Here is an 18,083-nt window from a genome sequence, read left to right as displayed (position 1 = left end):
CACATTGGCGCAGGGGCGGTAAAACGATTTTTTTAGGATGCGGGCTTGACGAAAAGGCCTATCCTATAATACTCTTCCTGCCCTACCACCAAGGGGGTGGTAGATCTTAATCGCATAAACGCGTAAGAAATAGTCATATATGAAGACCCACGTGAAAAAAGGTGATGAAGTAGAAATCATCGCCGGACGTAACCACAAGGGCAAGCGCGGCACCGTTCTCGCCGTGAATGCTTCCAAAGGTACTGTCATCGTAGAAGGCGTCCGCACCCTGAAAAAGGCTGTGCGCCCGACGGAACAGAACCCGGAAGGCGGCATTCAGGAGATTAACGGCCCGATTCACATCTCCAACGTGAAAAAAGTAGGCTAGGCCTCCGGCCTGACCCTGCGCTTAAGCCACATAAATCATTAATAAAGAGCTGACCCGCTAAAACAATGAGTACACCAACACTGCAAACATACTACCGTGAAAAGGTCGTTCCCGGCCTTCAAGCGAAGCATGCATACAAGAACGTGCATCAGATTCCCCGCCTGGAGAAGATCGTTGTCACCTCCTGCATGGGCAAGCACCCGGACCGCAAACAGGCCGTGGAAGATGCCGTCAATGAAATCGCTAAAATTACCGGACAAAAGCCGTCCGTCACCTTCGCCCGCAAGAGCGTGGCCAACTTCAAGGTGCGTGAAGGCGAACCTCTGGGAGCCCGCGTAACGCTGCGCGGCACCCGCATGTGGGAATTCCTGGACCGCTTCATCAACGTGACGGCTCCGAACATCCGCGACTTCCGCGGCCTTCCCTACAAGTCCTTTGACGGCAACGGGAACTATGCCATCGGTATCTCCGACCAGTCCATCTTCCCCGAAATCGAACTTGACCAGATCAAGCGTCAGATCGGCTTCGACATCATTTTCGTGACTTCCGCTCCTACGGACGATGAAGGCCGCGACCTGCTTCGCGGTCTGGGCGTTCCCATGCGTGAACCGAAGAAGGCCGAAGAAACTCAAACCGCTAACGCCTAACTATTTCTTACCATGGCCGTATTAAGTGACCCCATTTCCGACTTCCTCACCCGCCTGAAAAACGCCAGCCTGGCCGGCAACGAGGAATTTACCGCTCCCTGCTCCAACATCAAGGTGGAAATCGCCCGGATTCTGCAGGAAGAAGGCTACATCTGGAACTATGAAGTGACCGGTGAAGGAACCAAGAAGCAAATCAAGGTGAAGACCAAATTTACCCCCCAGGGCAAGCCGGTCGTCACCGACGTGAAGCGCAGCTCCAAGCCGGGCCGCCGCCAGTACGTTTCTTCCGAGGACATTCCCCGCGTTCTCAGTGGGCTTGGCATTGCCATCGTCTCCACCTCCCGTGGTGTGATGACCGGTGCGCAGGCGCGCAAGCAGAGCATCGGCGGCGAACTTCTCGCCCTTGTATGGTAACCATTAACATTTCCTAAACATATGTCCCGAGTTGGTAAAAAATCCATCACATTGCCGGACAAGGTAACGGTAAAGGTTAACGGCTCTTCCGTTCAGGTGGAAGGCCCCAAAGGCAAGCTTTCCTGGACGCTTCCGGAAGGCATCACCGCCTCCGTTGAAGGCAATCAGCTTTCCGTTGACCGCGCTGGCGAAAGCCGCCAGCTTCGCGCCCTGCACGGCACGAACCGTTCCCTGTTGAACAACATGGTCATCGGCGTTTCCGAAGGCTTCGTCAAAAACCTTGAAATCGTCGGCGTCGGTTTCCGCGCCGCCGTGAAGGGCAACATCCTGGACCTGAACCTGGGCAAGTCCCATCCGATCAACCAGGTAATTCCCGAAGGCCTCAAGGTGACCGTGACCGAAAACACGAAAGTGACGGTCGAAGGCATCGACAAGCAGGTCGTAGGCCAGTTTGCCGCTGAAGTCCGTGCGTACTATCCCCCGGAACCCTACAAGGGCAAGGGCGTGCGCTTCGCCGGTGAAGTTATCCGCCGCAAGGAAGGCAAGAGCGTCGGTAAGTAATTCAGGTAATAACTATTACAACATATTTATACACGATGAGTACTATCAATCGCAAAGCCATCCGCGCCAAGGTTCGCCGCCGCATCCGCAGAAAGCTCTCCGGAACGGCTTCCCGCCCCCGCCTGGCTGTCTATTTCTCCAACCGTCACGTCTATGCCCAGATCATCGACGACACGGTGGGCAAGACCATCTGCTCCGCTTCCACGGCCGATGCCTCCATCGCCGATCCTTCCAAGCTCGCCAACCGCGCCTCTGCCACCAAGGTAGGCAACCTGATTGGTGAACGTGCGAAGGCCGCCAATGTCACTGAAGTCGTCTTCGACCGCGGTGGCTTCAAGTTCTGCGGCAAGGTGAAGGCCCTGGCCGATGCCGCCCGCGAAACTGGTTTGAAATTCTAATTGAAAGATTCCCTAAATGAATAACGAAACGGAAAACACTGCTCCTGCTACGGAAGCCGCCGCTCCCGCTCAAGCGCAGCAACCCGCACAGGGCGGCCGCGACTTCCGCGGTCCCCGCGGACCCCGCCGTGACGGCCAGAATGGCCGCGGACCCCGTGGTCCCCGCCGTGACGGACGCCGTGGCCCCCAGGCTGAAGCTCCCGTGGAAGAAGGCCCCCAGCTCGCTGAAAAGGTTGTGTTCATCAACCGTTGCGCCAAGGTCGTCAAGGGCGGCCGCCGCTTCTCCTTCTCCGCCCTCGTCGTGAGCGGCGACATGGAAGGCCGCGTAGGCTTCGGCTTCGGCAAGGCCAATGAAGTGGCAGACGCCATCCGCAAGGCTACGGAAGCCGCCAAGCGCCAGCTTCGCCCGGTCTCCATCGCCAACGGCACGATTCCGCATGAAGTCTACTCCGAATTCGGCGGCGGCAAGGTGCTCCTGAAGCCCGCCTCCCCCGGTACCGGCCTCATTGCCGGCAACACCATCCGTGCCGTGCTGGAAGCAGCCGGCGTGCGTGACATCGTTGCCAAATCCCTCGGTTCCTCCAACCATGCCAACGTGGTGAAGGCTACCCTGCAGGCTCTCGCTTCCCTGCGCACGAGCGACCAGGTTCTTGCCGACCGCGGCAAGAAGAAGGAAAAGGCCATCTAATCTGACCAGGAGGCGGTCGCCCCGTGCCGCCGCCTCCACGAAATCCAACCATTGTAAATAACATGTTACAGCTTCATACGATTAAGCCCAATCCGGGAGCCAAGCACCGCAGGAAGCGCCTCGGCAACGGGGAAAGCTCCGGTCTCGGCAAGACCTGCGGCAAAGGCAACAAGGGCCAGAAGGCCCGTTCCGGCGGCTCCATCCGCCCGGGATTTGAAGGCGGCCAGATGCCCCTTCACCGCCGTCTGCCCAAGAAGGGGTTCAACAACACCCGCTTCCAGGACAAAATCCTCATCGTCAACCTCTCCCAGCTCGAACGCGTGTTTGAAGCCGGCGCTACGGTTGATGAAAACACCCTGCGTGCAGCCAAGCTCGTTCAAGGTCCCTGTGACGCCGTGAAACTTCTCGGCAACGGCACCCTGACCAAAAGCCTGAACGTAGTCGTGGACTTCGTGAGCGCCAGCGCCCGCGAAAAGGTGACTCAGGCCGGTGGCACCGTCACCGTGCTCAGCGAAGCCTAATCACATTTGGCGAACCGGGTCATGCAGCTTGACCCGGTTCGCATCATTGTGTTTACTGTTGCGGTCCCCATGGATGCCCCGGGTACAAGCCGCCGTGACATGCAAGCCAAGCTGCGCGACAACTTCTATATTACAGGACCATGATATCCGCATTTGCAAACTCCATGAAAGTACCGGAGCTCAGGCACCGGATTTTGTTCACACTGGCGATGATCGTCGTCGTCCGCCTGGGGGTACAGATACCCCTGCCGGGCATTGACGTCATGGAGCTGCAGAAAGTGATTGAAGCCTCCGCGAATGCCAGCGGCCCCGGCGCGGGCCTGGCTACCGTGCTGACCATCTTTTCCGGCGGCGGCCTGCAGCAGTGCGGCATTTTTGCGCTGGGCATCATGCCCTACATCTCCGCTTCCATCATGACCCAGCTCCTTTCCGCGGTGGTTCCCCAGTGGGCCAAGATGGTGCGGGAAGAGGGAGGCCGCCAGAAGATGACCAAATGGACGCGCGCCATTGCCATCGTCATCGCCATTGTGCAGGGCTGGTTCCTGGTCGGTACATTGGAACATCCGGACCGTTTGAAAGCCGTGGGCCTCAACATCCCTCCGGACTGCCAGCTCGTCATTGACCCAGGCATGCAGTTTGCCCTGATGACGGTGCTCATCATGGTGGCGGGCACCATGTTCCTGATGTGGATAGGCGACCAGATTACGGAGCGCGGCGTCGGCAACGGCGTCTCCCTCATTATTTCCGTCAACATTATCCATGCCCTTCCGGGCGCGGTGACCCTGGCCTGGAAAACGCTGGTGTACAAGGACGGCGCGGTTGTCCCGATGGGCGCCATGCTGCTCGTGGCCCTGATCGCCTTCCTGATTATCGTGGTGGCGCTCGTCGTCACGGTAACGCAGGCCCAGCGGCGCATACCCGTGCAATACGCCAAACGGGTCATGGGCAATAAAATGTTCAACGGCGCCACTCAGTACCTGCCGCTCAAGCTCAACTACTCCGGCGTGATGCCCGTCATCTTCGCCACGGCCATCCTGTCCCTTCCGCAGGTGCTCTTCTCCCAGATCGCCCACTACAACACCACGCTGCAGTGGATCGCCACCAAGATGAATGACTGGATGAACCCCGCTTCCTCCGGCTACTACATCATTTCCGGCCTCATGATCTTCTTCTTCTCCTACTTCTGGGTGGCTACCATGTTCCAGCCCTCCCAGATCGCGGAAGACCTGAAGCGCAACGGCGGCTACATCCCCGGCATCCGCCCCGGACCTCCCACCGCCCTTTTCCTGGACCAGACCATGCAGAGGCTGACCTTTGCCGGTTCCGCATTCCTGACCCTCATCTACTTCCTGCCTTCCCTGCTGAACATCGGGGGCAGCATCCCCTACCTGGTCACCCAATTCTTCGGGGGCACCAGCCTTCTGATTCTGGTCGGCGTGCTGCTTGACATGATGCGCCAGGTGGAAACCACTCTTCTCTCCCGCAACTACGATGGCTTCCTGAAAAAAGGCAAGCTCAAGGGCAAATACGGTCACATCCAGGGTACCGGAGCCGCCGCAGGCAGCCGCACGGTCACCGTCATGTGGGTCGTCATCGCCCTGCTGGTGCTGGCTGGTGCCATCGCCTACAATGCCATGCAGTAAGGAACGCCATTCCCTCTTCCGAAAGTAAAGACATGAAGGATCTCAAGCATTTCATCCTGGTTGGGCCTCCCGCATCCGGCAAAGGAACCCAGGGCCGGTTTCTGGCTGATACTTTCAACCTGAACTCCCTGAGCACCGGCTCCCTGCTGCGGCGGGAAGTGGAATCCTGCACGGAGCTGGGACGGAAAGCCCTGGGCTATATGGACAAGGCCATGCTGGTTCCGGACGAGATCGTCAACGACATGGTGCGCGGCTGGCTTTCGGAAATGGACAATGACGCATGGCTGCTGGACGGCTATCCCCGCACGGTTGCGCAGGCGGAAGCCCTGGACCATTTCCTGACCCAGCGCGGAACCTCCGTGGACGTGGTCGTCTGGATGGACGTAGCCCGGGAACTCATTGAACAGCGCATCATGCACCGCCGGGAATGCTCCACGTGCGGCCATGTGGTGCAGACATCGGAAGAGGAATGCTCCAAATGCGGAGGCAAAATGGTCTCCCGCAAGGATGACAACATGGAGGCCTTCGCCCGCCGCTGGAAAGACTTTGAAGCCATGACGCTGCCCGTAGCCAGGTACTACGAAGCCCGCGGCCTGGTGGTTAAAATGACGGTAACCGAGGAACGGGAACCTGCCGAGGTTTCCCGCGACCTGGCCCGCAAGCTGGAAGAATACCGGCAATAGAAAGACGAATTCCATGGCAGAACGAATCCACATCAAGTCTCCCGGCGAGGTTGCCAAAATGCAAAAGGCCGGAGCTGTAACGGCGGAAATCTTGATGGAGATCGGAGCCGAGGTCCAGGCGGGCCGCACCACGCGGGAAATAGACGACATCGCGCGTGAAATCTTCAAGAAGCACAAGGTAGGCAACTCCTTCTACCAGTACCGCGGGTTCCCCGGCCAGCTCTGCATTTCCATCAATGAGGAAGTGGTGCACGGCAGCGGCGGTCCGCGCCGCATCCAGAACGGGGACATCGTGAGCCTGGACGTGGGTGCCATTGTGGACGGCTGGCATGGAGACAACGCCATGACCGTGCCCGTGGGCATGGTGGACCCGGAAAAGCTGCGCCTGCTGGCCGTGACGGAGGAATCCCTGTTCCGTGCCATTGAACTGGTGAGGCCCGGCGCGCTGCTGGCGGACGTCTGCGCGGCTGTGGAGGGCTTTGTGCGTCCCCGCGGGTACACCGTGGTCAGGGACTTTGTAGGCCATGGCATAGGCCGCCATCTGCATGAAGAGCCCCAGGTTCCCAACTACCGCCCCCATTACAAGCTTCCGCGCCTGAAAAAGGGCATGGCGCTGGCTATCGAACCGATGGTGAACGCCGGCAGGCCTTCCGTCAAGATTCTGGATGACGGCTGGACGGTCGTCACGGCGGACGGCAAGCCATCCGCCCACTTTGAACACACGGTCATCGTGACGGACGGGGCTCCCCTGATTGTGACGGAGCGCCCCCGCATCGCGTTGCCGGAGCAGCTCGGCATCGCCCCTTTGTAACTCCAGCCCCGCAAGGGAATGACGCCGCCGGACGCCCAGATTCCCGCTCCCGTAATTCTGGAGAGGACGGCCACGCACCGGATGGTGTGGGTGGATGTGGCCCGTGTGATTGCCTGCATCCTGATTATTGCAAACCACATGGCCTTCTATTCGGCGGAGCTCTACCGGTGGATATGGGCGGAATTTCTGGCGGCGCGCACTCCCTTTTTCCTGCTGGCGGCGGGTTACTTTGTGGGGCGCGGTTCGTTCGGTCCGCTGGACGGGGGAGCTTTTTCCTGTGGAAGCGGAGCTGGTTTCTTCTCCGCCCGTACCTGGTGTGGGGGCTGGCGGCGGCCGTTCTGATCGGCTGGTCCCCCCTTCATGAATACTACGCCTCCTACCAGCCCATGTATGCATGGCTGAAGGGGGAGGCGGGCAGCGGCTTCTGGTCCGCCCTCGCGGCGTTCGGCCGCTGCCTGGGCATTGCCGGGCACCCGGTGGACGCCCCCATGTGGTTTCTGCGCGACATCATCATTTATACCGCTGTAGCGCCCCTCCTGTACCGCATGGGGAACTACATGCTCTGGGTGGGAATCATCATGCTCTCCCTGAACTACTTTGCGCTGGACCTGGCGGATCATGACTATCCTATCGCCAACAGCCTGGGCTTTTTCCTGGTGGGGATGTACGTATCCCGTTACTCCCTTCCGTTCCTGACGGAATCCGTGCGACGGTATGCGGTGCCGTTCCTGCTTGCCACGCTCGCGCTCACTTGGTGGCTGGTGGGCCACCGGGACCAGCACAACTCCATGCTTATTGCGCTGGGAATGCTGGGGCTGATGTCCCTGGCCATTCTGTTCACGGAATGGTTTCCGCGCGCGGCCAGATGGGTGGCGGGGCTGGCCCCGGCGTGCTTCTTCATCTTCGGCACGCACTACATCGTCATCATCCTGCTGCGTGAAAGCGGCTGGATTACGTGGAAGGGGGAGGCCTGGGACGTCCTGTGGCTCTGCCTGGTTCCGGTCATCTTCGCCGTGCTGGCGGGGCTCTTCTTCTGCATGAAAAGGTTTGCCCCGCGCCTGGTTCCCCTGCTGGGAGCCTACGGGAAATAGCCGCCCTGCAGGGCCGTTCCTCCGGACCGGAAAAGGAGCCGCGCTTATCTCTTGCCGTCAAAAGGCAAATTCCTTATTCTGCCCCTTGCTGGAACGGGCGGGGATGGCGCTTTTGTCACGCCGCCATTCTTGCTCCACGGCTGGGAAACAATACATGGTATGGCAATGATTCAAGGCGAGCAGGTTCAGGATTCGGAATTATCAACGCAGGCGGTGATCTACCTGGGGCCGAGCTCCATGAGCCTGATGGTGGCTGAGGTGGTTCAGGACAGGATTCGCCTGCTGGACTTCCTCCAGCAGCCCGTGCCCATGGCGCGGGACATCTTCCGTTTCCACCGCATTTCCCGGCATACCATGGACCGTTGCGTGCAAATCATCGGAGACTATCTGGAAATTCTCAAGGAATACGGAACCGGCAGCAGGCTTTCCGTCCGGCTCATGATCTCCAACATCATTTCCGAGGCGGACAATGTGGACGTGTTCGTCAACCGCATGCACGTGGCCCACGGCCTGCGGGGACGCCGGATTGACGACGGCAAGATGACGCGCCTCATTTACGTGAAGGTGCAGGAAACGCTGGCGCAATACCCGGGATTCAGCAAGAAAAAGGTGCTCGTGGTCCATACGGGGCCGGGCAATACCCGCGTGCTCCTGTTCCAAAAGGGGCGCATCGTGCGCTATTCCTGCTACCGGCTGGGGACGCACCGCACGGGCGAGGCCGTCGGAGAAATAGAATACGGGGACGATGTGGCGGAACTTTCCCTGCTACGGGAGCACATGCGCGGGCAGGTGGACCAGATTTGCCTGGATTACGGCGGCGTCAAGGGCCTCGCTGGGCTCATCGTCATCGGCCAGGAGATGCAGCAGCTCCGTGACCGCCTGGACCCCACGCCGGAAGGCAAGGTGGCGTGTTCCGCCTTGGTGGCGGAAGCGGAACGGATGTCCCGCACCACCCTGGAGCAGCGCATGAACGTTTACGGGGCGGACTTTGCCGGGGTGGATTCCCTTCTGCCCGCCGTGCTGATGACGGAGATGATTGCCCGCAGCCTGAACCTGAATGACGTGATCATCCCCGGAAGCGGCTATGACGAGGAATTCTCAAGCAGCCTGATCCGGGCGGAACAGCATCCGGGGGACCTGGAGGCGGAGGTGCTCCACTTCGCCGGGATTCTGGCGGACAGGTACAAGGCGGACAAGGGGCACCGCGAGCATGTGGCGCGCCTGTGCATGGAAATGTTTGACCAGCTCCAGGACCTGCACCGCCTTTCCGAGCACGACCGGCTGCTGCTGGAGGTGGCCTCCATCCTGCATGAGGTGGGGTCTTTCATCAGCCAGCAGGACCACCAGCTCCATTCCCAGTACATCATCCTGAACAGTGAAATCTTCGGCCTTTCCCGGGACGACGTGGAAACGATCGCCCTGTTGGCCCGCTACCATCGGCATGAGGTGCCCGCCAATTCCGACCCCATGTACGGGGAGCTGGAGCTGACGGACCGCATGCGCGTAGCCAAGATGGCTGCCATCCTGCGCGTGGCGGACGCCCTGGAACGCGGCCATGCCCAGCGCGTGAACGGCGTCCGGGCGCGCATCCGGGGCCGGATGCTGGAGCTGGAGCTCCAGGGCGTGCGTGAAACCGCCGTGGAAGACCTGGCGCTGCGGCTGAAGGGCGACCTGTTTGCGGACATCTTCGGTTATGACGTCGTGCTGGTGCCCCAGCGGTAGGCTGATTCAAGAAACTTCCATCCCTTATTTTCTCCATGTCTAACGAATACATCAACAGAGAGCTCTCCTGGCTGGAATTCAACCAGCGCGTGCTGGACCAGGCCGTGAGAACGGACCTTCCCCTGCTGGAACGCCTGAAGTTCCTGGCTATTACCGCCTCCAACCTGGACGAGTTCTTCATGGTGCGCGTGGGCGGCCTCCAGATGCTGCGGCATTCCGGCTCCCGCGTGAAGGACATTTCCGGGCTGACCCCAACCCGCCAGCTCAAGGACATCCGCACCCGCGTGGGCCGCATGATTGAGGACCAGTACCGCCTGTTTCATGAAGAAATCCTGCCGTGGATGGAAATCAACGGCATCAATCCGCTGGCCATGGAGGACCTCAGCACTTCCCAGAAGCTGACGCTGGAGCAATACTTCAACAACCAGATATTCCCGCTGCTGACGCCGCTGGACATGGATGCGCCGGAGGCTCCCGCGCTGCCGTCCCTCAAGCTGCTGATGGGCGTGGAACTGCGGGACAATGAAACCGGGGAGGTCCGCGCCAGCGTGGTGGCCCTGCCGGACGGCCTGCCGCGGCGCGTGCCCGTCCCTTCCGCGGAAACGGAACGCTACGTGATGCTGGAGGACCTGGTCCGGGAATGCATCGGCACCGTTTTCCCCGGTGAAACCGTTCTCTCCGCCGCGGTATTCCGCGTCACGCGCAATGGGGACATTGCCGTGCAGGAGGAGGACGCCCTGGACCTGGCGGATGAAATGGAGGAAGTGCTGGTGGCCCGCAAATTCTCCGAATGCGTGAGGCTGGAAATAGAATCCTCCGCTCCCGTCCCCCTGCATGACAGGATCATGCAGATCGTCGGCGCGGGGAAGGAGGAAACGTATGACCTCAAGGGCCCCCTGATGCTTTCCGACTTCATGGAAATGGCCTTTGCCCCCGGCAATGACCAATTGAAAGTGGAGCAATGGTCCCCGCAGCCGTCACCCTCCGTGGACCCTGCCGTCAGCATCTTTGAAAACATCGCCAACGGAGACATCCTGCTCAACCATCCCTATGAAAGCTTTGAACCCGTCCTGCGCCTGGTGGAGGAAGCCGCGGAAGACCCGGACGTCATCGCCATCAAGCAGGTCCTGTACCGGACCGCCAAAAACTCCCGCATCGTAGCCGCCTTGAAAAAGGCGGCGGAAAGCGGCAAGCAAGTGACGGCGCTGGTGGAACTGAAAGCCCGGTTTGACGAAGCCCGCAACCTGGAAAAGGCGGAGGAACTGCAGCGTTCCGGCGTGCAGGTGGTCTACGGCGTCAAGGGCCTGAAAACCCATGCCAAGATATGCCTGGTGGTGCGCCGGGAGCAGGGCATGCTGCGGCGTTACTGCCACTTCGGCACGGGGAACTACAATGAAACAACCGCCAAGATTTACACGGACATCTCCTACCTCACCTGTGACGACCAATTGGGGGCGGATGCCTCCCAGTTCTTCAACTCCGTAACGGGACGCACCAAGCTCATGCGCTTCCGCAAGCTGTACCCCTCGCCGGTGCTGATGAAGGCTCGCCTCATTGAACTCATTGAAGGGGAGGCGGAGCGCGCACGGCAGGGGGAACCGGCCCGCATCTCCGCCAAGATGAACAGCCTTCAGGATGTGGAAATCATTGACGCCCTGTACAGGGCCGCGGACGCCGGGGTGGACATTGAACTGAACGTGCGCGGCATCTGCTGCCTGAAAACGGGCCCCCGGCCCAACGGCAAGGTGATCCGCGTGGTCAGCATTGTGGACCGCTATCTGGAGCACGCGCGCATCTTCTTCTTCCACCACGGCGGCAACCACCAGCTCTTCATTGCCAGCGCGGACTGGATGACCCGCAATCTGGACAAGAGGGTGGAGCTCATGGTGCCCGTCACCAACGGGAAGCTGGCGCGCCGCCTCAAATCCATCCTGGACGCCTGTTTCAGGGACAACGTGCAGGCCTGCAATATTTTGCCTGACGGCACTTCCGAGCACGTCGTTCGGAAAAAGGGCCAGAAAGCCTTCCGTTTGCAGCAGTACCTGACCAAGGAGGCCCGCCGCTTGGCCAAGGACAAGGAACGGGAACGCCAGCAGATGCTGGAGCCCCACACGCCGCATTAACCCGGTCCGGAGCATTGGGCCGCATGCGTGGCATCCTCCGGCATACCTTCAACACGTAGCGGTCCGGAACATGTCTTTTCATGAGACATGTTTGCCCGCGTATGCTGTTTTTCCTGATCGCGCTGGCTGGGGGGTACGGCTCTGTATGGGCGGAAGGTTCGGCATGGCAGGCGTCCGGGCCTGCGGGCCCCGGAGCCTCCGTAAGGGCTCCTTCCCATCCGGCGGAGGATGGCTTGTACTCCCGTCTGAAGAAGATGCCCTATCTCTATGACAACAAGGACGCGGAGTTCCTGAACCAGTTCAAGCTGCTGCTGACGGGGCAGTACCAGGGGGCTCAGGTCTCCCCTTCCGGAGCCAACCGGTTCCGCAAGGGCTCTCATGGCAGGGAAAACGAATGGCGGAGGCTCCAGATAGGGTTTGAAGCCGTTTTCTTCAAAAACCGCCTGACGCTGCACAGTTTGACCAACATGGGGGAGCTGGACGGCATGTACAAGGTGGAGGATGGCCGCTGGAGAAGAACGAAGACGGACTGGAGCATCTTTGAACTCTACCTGAAATACAAGGTCAATCCCTCCTTCTTTGCGCGCGTCGGGAAAATCACCTCCAAGATGACGGCGGAATTCCGGGAGACGGCCAGTGAACTCAAGACCCTGGAACGGTCCGACCTGGTCAACCAGCTCGGGACCATCTCCAGTTGGGGCGTTGTGCTGGAAAACCCGCGGCAGGACGTGCCCGTGGGGTGGGAGGCTTCCGTCTTCCTGAACGACACCAGCGACAGCCTGGCGCATGAAATCAGGTTTAATACGGCGGACAATGCCTTTGCCAAGGCCTCCGTCCATCTGGACGCCCGCGGCTTTCTGCCGGGGGAGAAAAGCCGCGTCTGGCTGACGTATGCCCACAACTTCACCCATTACGCGGGGCGCTCCCTGCCGGAGGATTCCTATTACTCCGGGCTTGGCGCCCGGGATGTGGCGGCGGTGGACTGGGTCATGTCCCGGGGAAATTTTCCATGGTGACGGAACTCATGTCCGGCTTCCGCGTGGTGGGGACCTCTCTGGGAGAGAATGTTTACGGCCTGGCGGTATTGCCTTCCTACAGGTTTTCCCCGCATCTGGAAGGCGTGTTCCGCTACCAGCTCTCCCATGGGCGGGACGCCGTGAAAATGTACGCCCGCTATGTTCCCGCGGTGACCACCTATCCCAAATGGGTCAGCACGATGAACTCCTTTTACTTCGGCCTGAATTATTATTTTTTCCCGGAAGACCCGGACATGCTGAAATTGATGGCAGGGGGGAATATACGACGACCAGCGGAGCGCCGGAAGGCGCCAGGTGCTTCAGCGGATGGACCTGGTTTGCCGCCGTCAGGTTCCACTTTTGAACGGGGAAGGGCAGATTCCTTTCCTCCCGGGGGATTGGCCCTTTTGCGGGCAATCATGCGGGAGCCGTTTACAACAAATAGTTTGCCCTGGACTGTGCCTTGTGGTAGGAAGGGAGGGAGATGGGAAAGCCCGCCTTTTTCCATCTCTCCCCACCCCCCCTAGAATGATGAAATTTACATATTCTCTCTGCCTGTGCATTCTTGCCTGCTGCGTTTCTCTGGCCCAGACGGCTTCCTTGCGTTCCGTTGTTCTCCCTCCTCCTTCCATGAAAGTGGAATGCCGCGCGGATGAGAGCCCCGTTTCCATTTCCCGGGCGGAAATCAAGTCTCGCGTGATGGATTTCCTGGCGGAAACGGAAGTGACGCTGGTTTTTCACAACCCCAACACGCGTGTGATGGAAGGGGAATTGGTGTACCCTCTCCCGGCTGGAGCCATCGTACAGGGGTATGCGCTGGACATCAACGGCCGCATGGTGGATGGCGTGCCGGTACCCAGGCAAAAGGCGCGCGTGGCGTTTGAAGAAGAGGTGCGCAAACAGGTTGATCCCGGACTGGTGGAATGGTCCGGCGGCAACATGTTCAAGACGCGCGTATATCCCATTCCTGCGGGAGGAACCCGCACTGTGCGGCTGCGCTATTCCACGGTTCTTCCCGTGGATGCCGCAGGAGCGCCGTCCCTGCAGCTTCCGATGAATTTCAAGGAGAAACTGGATTCCCTCAAGCTGAGGGTGGAAGTGTTCGCCGGCCGGAAGCCCGTTGTCGTTTCCTCCCCGCTGGACAACGTGGAATTCAAGGATTGGTGCAGCGCCTTCCTGGCGGAAAAGGAATGGAAGGGTCTGTCCCTGACGGAAGACCTGTTCATCTCCCTGCCGCGTGCGCAGGGAAAAGATGCGGGGAGAGCGAAGGTATTTGTGGAGTCCTTTGACGGCAGGGACTATGCCGCCGTGATTATTCCCCGGCCTGAGCGGACGGACGGAAAGAGCGGCGTGGAAGCCGCGCCCACGATAGAGCTGCTTTGGGACGCTTCCGGTTCCATGAAAGGAGCGGATGTCCGGAAATTCCTGGATTTTCTGAAACGATATCTTGCTTGCGGCAGAACGCAGGGGCGGCAAACCCGCATCAACCTGACTGTTTTCCGGGACCGGATCATGCCTTCAAAAACGTTCGAGGTCGCTCCGGACAATCTGGACGAGCTGGCCCGCGAACTGCTGGCTCTGGACTATGACGGGGCCACGTGTGACTGGAGCGCTGTTCGGGAAAAGCTGAGCGCTTGTTCCGGGGCGTCGGACTGCCTGGTTGTCAGTGATGGATTTATCAATTTCAGCCCCGTGCCGGAAAAGCGGGGGACTAGCTCCGCTAAAACCTTCGCCCTGATGGTGACACCGCGCAAGGATGCGAATACGTTCATCCGGATGGGCATTCCTGTGATCGACCTGGCCAGTCAAACGGCGGAGCAGGCGATGGAGCGCCTCGTCAGGGGGGAAATTTCCATCCGTTACATTATTGACAGGGGGAATATGCCCTGGAGGACGTTTTCAAGGTATGAAATTCCTGGAATGCCATCGGATTCCGTCCTTTTGCTGGCGGAACTGGAGCCGGGTTCCTACCGCGGGACGGTGGAGGTTGCCGGAGTGGAAATTCCCGTGGCGGCTGATGCCTCCGGGGGACGCCCGGAACCATGCTGAGGGCCTTGTATGCCCAGGCAAGGCTCCAGGAACTTCTCTGCCGTCCACCCTCTGCCGTTAGGGATGAAGCTGTGGGGAACCTGGGAATGGAATATGGAATCGTGACGCCCGGTACCTCTCTGCTGGTGCTGGACTCCCTGGAGCAATACCTGAAATATGGTGTGCGTCCTCCCGCTTCCGCTTCAGAATTGCGGGCGGAATATGACAAGAGGATGCTGAAACGCGAACGGAAGGAGGACATGGCTGAAGAGACCGCAAGATTAAACCGCTTGAAAGCGTGCCTTGCTTCCTGGAAAGAAATGCAGAAATGGTACGCAAAGGAATTTTTCAATCCGGAAGAGATGGAAAGCGTCTTGAAAGATGACCGGTTGAAACAGGCCTTGATTCATACGTGCCGGGGCAATGACCGGGAGGCGCTGGAAATCTACCGGAAAGTATTGAAGGATGAGCGTAATAACCGGACGGCCTTGAAGGGCGTCACGGTCATGGAAAGGCGCCTCCGGGAAAAAGAAGCACAGGCTGAAAAAGCCTCTGGGGAAAACGCTGCCCGTGACAGGGAGCTGGCTGAGGCAAGAGCAAACTTGAACAGAGAACTGGACAGGGAGCCTGCGGACATAGCGGGAAGCCTCCGCCTGGCCTACGGCTTTTATGACCTTGGGGATTACGATAAGGCCCTTTCCCTGTTTAACAGGATATTGGAAAAGGCTCCGGAAAATGTTTCGGCAAGAAGGGGTGCGGAGACTGTGGCCCGCAGAAAAACTGCCTATTACTCCGCCGCTTATGATGAAAGAAGGAGCGCCATGCTGGCGGAAGTGGATTCTCTCTGGGAGCGTCCGGCCGGATCCTCTCCGGAGGATGAAAATTGGGGGAATCCGCTCCGGCGCCTGTTATAGTTCAAGGTAACAATATATCCGGAGATTCCGGTGCTGTCATCAGGGCGTCCGGAAGTTTTAGTGCAGAAGCCGGGAGTTCTCCGGACTCCGCCTCCCCGGATCTGCTGGAGAACGAGAATTCCGCTCCGGAAAATCAAGAGGTGGTAGGGTCCCTGTTCCTGGGAGGGGGAGAAACATTAAATGGACTAAAGGCGCGGGAACAGGATGCCGGTTCTTCCCCCGTCATGAACGTGAAGGCGTGGGACTCCAAGGCTCCGTATCTGGCGGCTCTGGATGCGGCTGACCGCCCTTTTGCGGTCTATATGAAACTCAAGGAAAAGTATGGGGACAGCCCCGGTTTTTACATGGACTGCTCTGACTGGTTTGCCGGGAAGGGGGACAAGGCGCTGGCTGTCCAGATTCTGTCCAACCTGGCGGAGCTGGAACTGGAAAACCGTTCCCTGCTGCGCATGCTGGGCTACAAGCTGCGTTACATGGGAGAACTCCGGCAAGCCAGGTTCATTTTTGAAACCGTAAAAACGCTGTTTCCGGAAGAACCCCAGTCCTACCGGGATCTGGCGCTGGTGCTGGATGAACTGGGGGAATCCCAAAAGGCGTTCGACATGTACCGGGAGGTGCTGGAACGCCCGATGCCCCGCCGCTTCACCGGCGTGGAGCAGATTGTGCTGGTGGAACTGAACCGGCTTGTTTCCCGGAGCAGGGCGGCGGGAGTGAAGCTGGATACCGGGGGGCTGAACCCTGCCTTTCTCCAGCCGGTGGAGGCTGATTTGCGCGTGGTCATCAACTGGGACACAGATGCGTCTGACATGGACCTTTGGGTCACGGACATCACCGGAGAAAAATGCTATTACTCCCATCGGCTGACCACTCATGGCGGCCATTTGTCCCGTGACGTGACGCAGGGCTACGGGCCGGAAGAATACCTGGTGCGCAAGGCTCTTCCCGGTCCCTATCTGGTCCAGACGCATTATTACGGCACCCGGTCGCAGAAAATGCTGGCTCCCGTTACCCTGTACGCGGAAGTGTACACGGATTACGGCCGTCCGCAGGAAAAGCGGAAAACGCTGGTATTCCGCCTGAATGGCCGGGACCAGGTGGTGGATGTGGGAAAAGTGGCGTACGTACAGGCGTGCCCGGCAGAAGGAGCTCGGGATTACCAGGTGAAGGCCGGGGAAACCCGGGCGTCCATCGCTGAAAGCCGGTTGAAGGACGGAAAGCGCGCCGGGGAAATTATCCGCCTGAATCCGGTTCTGAAAGACCGGGAACCTAAAACGGGGGAAATCATCAAACTGCCGGAGTGATTGGAGACTGCGGCTCTTCTCGAACGCCTGTTGCCGCCGGCGGGGCTATACGCCTTCAAAGACGCGCAGCAGGCGTTTCAGCAGGTTGATTCTGGCCTTGCGTTTCCGGAAGCCGTTCCCGAAGGAGAACGGCAGGTGCCATTGATTGTGGCGCAATTGCCGTCGCGTCCATTGCGTGAATTCCTCCAGCAATTGGGACAGATGGGGCCGAAGGGAGGCCGTTTCCATGGCCGGCTTCCACCAGACGGCCGCAGACACGATGTATTCCTCTGATTTTTCCGGGAACAGCCAGGGCTTTTTGGAGCCGATCATGTGGAAAAGCTTCCAGGAGCAGGTGGCGTGGATGTTGGAAACCCCGGCGAATTCCGTGCCTGCGCAGGACTCTTCCAGTCCGTTTTTCCCCAGTTCAAATTGGAAATGGTAGTTCCATTCAACAGGCAGCGGAAAAATCTGCCGGTGGAAGACGATATTCAGCGCGTCCTGGTCCGGATGTTCCAGGAGCTCATTGTGTTCTTCAATGACGTGGAGCAGGCGGACTTCCGCATCCTCCTCCCTCATTCGGTCCAGGTCCAGGACCAGCACGCCGGAGTTGAAATAGTGGAAGGGATCGTGCAGGCCCAAAGGTTGAAGTTTCCGGAGCTGGCGCCGCGGATACCCCGCTACCAGGCTGCTCAGCACCGCCGTATCCCGTACGGCGCCCACGGCCGCCCCGCAGAGGTCCGTATCGTAAAGCTCCGCTACGTCCGCATACAGGACCGTATCCGCATCCAGATAGACAATCCGGGAATGCCGGGGGAACAGGCTGGGTGCCAGCAGGCGCGCGTAGGCCAGGGCGGAAAAGCGTTTCACGTCCCTCCGGCGCAGCATCTGTTCCAGCTTGCCGGGAATGGTCATGAACTGAAGGGCTGCGTTCGGATAACCGGAAACGGCCTTGTCCAGTTCCTGCATGTTTTCTTCTTCCAGCCCGTCATGGACCACCCACAGCCTGTAGTTCCGTTCCGGGTTGGAATGGCGTGCCAGGGAATGCAGGGTGACGGCCAGGCACACGGTCCAGGCGGAGGTGACGGCAAACATGACGTCTATGGCAGGAGGCGCAGCGGCAGCATGGAAGGCTGTGGGCGGTGCGGCGGAAAGGGAGGAGGGCATGATGTTAAA

General features: G+C 59.5%; 20 protein-coding genes. 19 read left to right on the top strand and 1 reads right to left on the bottom strand.

What is annotated here, in order from left to right; all coding sequences use genetic code 11:
- Positions 1-139: 139 nt before the first annotated feature.
- The 19 genes from rplX to PVA48_RS04775 all read left to right on the top strand — a co-directional run bounded on the left by rplX (position 140) and on the right by PVA48_RS04775 (position 16,928).
- Entirely contained in the window at positions 140-367 is a 228-nt protein-coding gene (gene rplX, locus PVA48_RS04865) for a 50S ribosomal protein L24 (protein WP_022396872.1), read from the top strand.
- Positions 368-432: 65 nt separating this feature from the next.
- On the top strand, positions 433-1,014 hold the full coding sequence (gene rplE / locus PVA48_RS04860) for a 50S ribosomal protein L5 (protein ID WP_102728584.1): 582 nt from the start codon (positions 433-435) through the stop codon (positions 1,012-1,014).
- Between the two features lie 12 nt (positions 1,015-1,026).
- Positions 1,027-1,428, top strand: a complete 402-nt coding sequence (gene rpsH / locus PVA48_RS04855; RefSeq protein WP_022396874.1) for a 30S ribosomal protein S8 — start codon at positions 1,027-1,029, stop codon at positions 1,426-1,428.
- Between the two features lie 21 nt (positions 1,429-1,449).
- Positions 1,450-1,989, top strand: coding sequence for a 50S ribosomal protein L6 (gene rplF / locus PVA48_RS04850; protein WP_102721103.1), 540 nt, complete (start codon positions 1,450-1,452; stop codon positions 1,987-1,989).
- Positions 1,990-2,024: 35 nt separating this feature from the next.
- Positions 2,025-2,387, top strand: a complete 363-nt coding sequence (gene rplR, locus PVA48_RS04845) for a 50S ribosomal protein L18 (RefSeq protein ID WP_102728585.1) — start codon at positions 2,025-2,027, stop codon at positions 2,385-2,387.
- Positions 2,388-2,403: 16 nt separating this feature from the next.
- Positions 2,404-3,075: a 30S ribosomal protein S5 gene (gene rpsE / locus PVA48_RS04840; protein WP_102721104.1), complete on the top strand. Its 672-nt coding sequence runs from the start codon at positions 2,404-2,406 to the stop codon at positions 3,073-3,075.
- A gap of 62 nt (positions 3,076-3,137) precedes the next feature.
- Positions 3,138-3,596, top strand: a complete 459-nt coding sequence (rplO, locus tag PVA48_RS04835) for a 50S ribosomal protein L15 (protein WP_022396878.1) — start codon at positions 3,138-3,140, stop codon at positions 3,594-3,596.
- A gap of 164 nt (positions 3,597-3,760) precedes the next feature.
- A complete protein-coding gene (secY, locus tag PVA48_RS04830; RefSeq protein ID WP_022396880.1) occupies positions 3,761-5,239 on the top strand; it encodes a preprotein translocase subunit SecY in 1,479 nt (492 codons plus the stop codon).
- Between the two features lie 32 nt (positions 5,240-5,271).
- Complete coding sequence (locus PVA48_RS04825) at positions 5,272-5,922, top strand: adenylate kinase family protein (RefSeq protein WP_022396881.1); 651 nt, start codon at positions 5,272-5,274, stop codon at positions 5,920-5,922.
- Between the two features lie 13 nt (positions 5,923-5,935).
- On the top strand, positions 5,936-6,733 hold the full coding sequence (gene map, locus PVA48_RS04820) for a type I methionyl aminopeptidase (RefSeq protein WP_022396882.1): 798 nt from the start codon (positions 5,936-5,938) through the stop codon (positions 6,731-6,733).
- An 18-nt stretch (positions 6,734-6,751) separates the two neighbouring features.
- Entirely contained in the window at positions 6,752-7,075 is a 324-nt protein-coding gene (locus PVA48_RS04815) for a hypothetical protein (RefSeq protein WP_423232326.1), read from the top strand.
- Positions 7,048-7,824 (top strand): acyltransferase family protein, encoded by a 777-nt coding sequence (locus tag PVA48_RS04810; RefSeq protein WP_423232325.1) that lies wholly within the window; start codon positions 7,048-7,050, stop codon positions 7,822-7,824. The genes PVA48_RS04815 and PVA48_RS04810 overlap by 28 nt, the downstream gene beginning before the upstream one ends.
- A 159-nt stretch (positions 7,825-7,983) precedes the next feature.
- Positions 7,984-9,546, top strand: a complete 1,563-nt coding sequence (locus PVA48_RS04805; protein ID WP_102721107.1) for an HD domain-containing protein — start codon at positions 7,984-7,986, stop codon at positions 9,544-9,546.
- Positions 9,547-9,581: 35 nt separating this feature from the next.
- Positions 9,582-11,669: a polyphosphate kinase 1 gene (gene ppk1, locus PVA48_RS04800; protein WP_046434442.1), complete on the top strand. Its 2,088-nt coding sequence runs from the start codon at positions 9,582-9,584 to the stop codon at positions 11,667-11,669.
- A 101-nt stretch (positions 11,670-11,770) separates the two neighbouring features.
- Complete coding sequence (locus tag PVA48_RS04795; RefSeq protein WP_423232324.1) at positions 11,771-12,685, top strand: hypothetical protein; 915 nt, start codon at positions 11,771-11,773, stop codon at positions 12,683-12,685.
- Positions 12,679-13,212, top strand: coding sequence for a hypothetical protein (locus tag PVA48_RS04790; protein WP_423232323.1), 534 nt, complete (start codon positions 12,679-12,681; stop codon positions 13,210-13,212). The genes PVA48_RS04795 and PVA48_RS04790 overlap by 7 nt, the downstream gene beginning before the upstream one ends.
- Position 13,213: 1 nt before the next feature.
- Positions 13,214-14,734 carry a VIT and vWA domain-containing protein gene (locus tag PVA48_RS04785; protein WP_423232322.1) on the top strand — a complete coding sequence of 507 codons (1,521 nt, stop codon included), beginning with the start codon at positions 13,214-13,216 and terminating at the stop codon, positions 14,732-14,734.
- The gene (locus PVA48_RS04780) at positions 14,728-15,627 is read left to right on the top strand and encodes a tetratricopeptide repeat protein (RefSeq protein WP_423232321.1); all 900 of its coding nucleotides are present in this window, start codon (positions 14,728-14,730) and stop codon (positions 15,625-15,627) included. The genes PVA48_RS04785 and PVA48_RS04780 overlap by 7 nt, the downstream gene beginning before the upstream one ends.
- 140 nt (positions 15,628-15,767) lie before the next feature.
- Positions 15,768-16,928 (top strand): DUF2135 domain-containing protein, encoded by a 1,161-nt coding sequence (locus PVA48_RS04775; RefSeq protein ID WP_423232320.1) that lies wholly within the window; start codon positions 15,768-15,770, stop codon positions 16,926-16,928.
- Positions 16,929-16,973: 45 nt separating this feature from the next.
- On the opposite strand, the gene PVA48_RS04770 is transcribed toward PVA48_RS04775, so the two are convergent.
- Entirely contained in the window at positions 16,974-18,074 is a 1,101-nt protein-coding gene (locus tag PVA48_RS04770) for a glycosyltransferase family 8 protein (RefSeq protein WP_164917404.1), read from the bottom strand.
- Positions 18,075-18,083 lie beyond the last annotated feature (9 nt).

Origin of the sequence: Akkermansia sp. JRP_AM1, from assembly GCF_049262625.1 — a bacterium.
Classification (GTDB): Bacteria; Verrucomicrobiota; Verrucomicrobiia; order Verrucomicrobiales; family Akkermansiaceae; genus Akkermansia; species Akkermansia massiliensis.
This window is presented reverse-complemented; position numbering and strand designations above follow the sequence as displayed.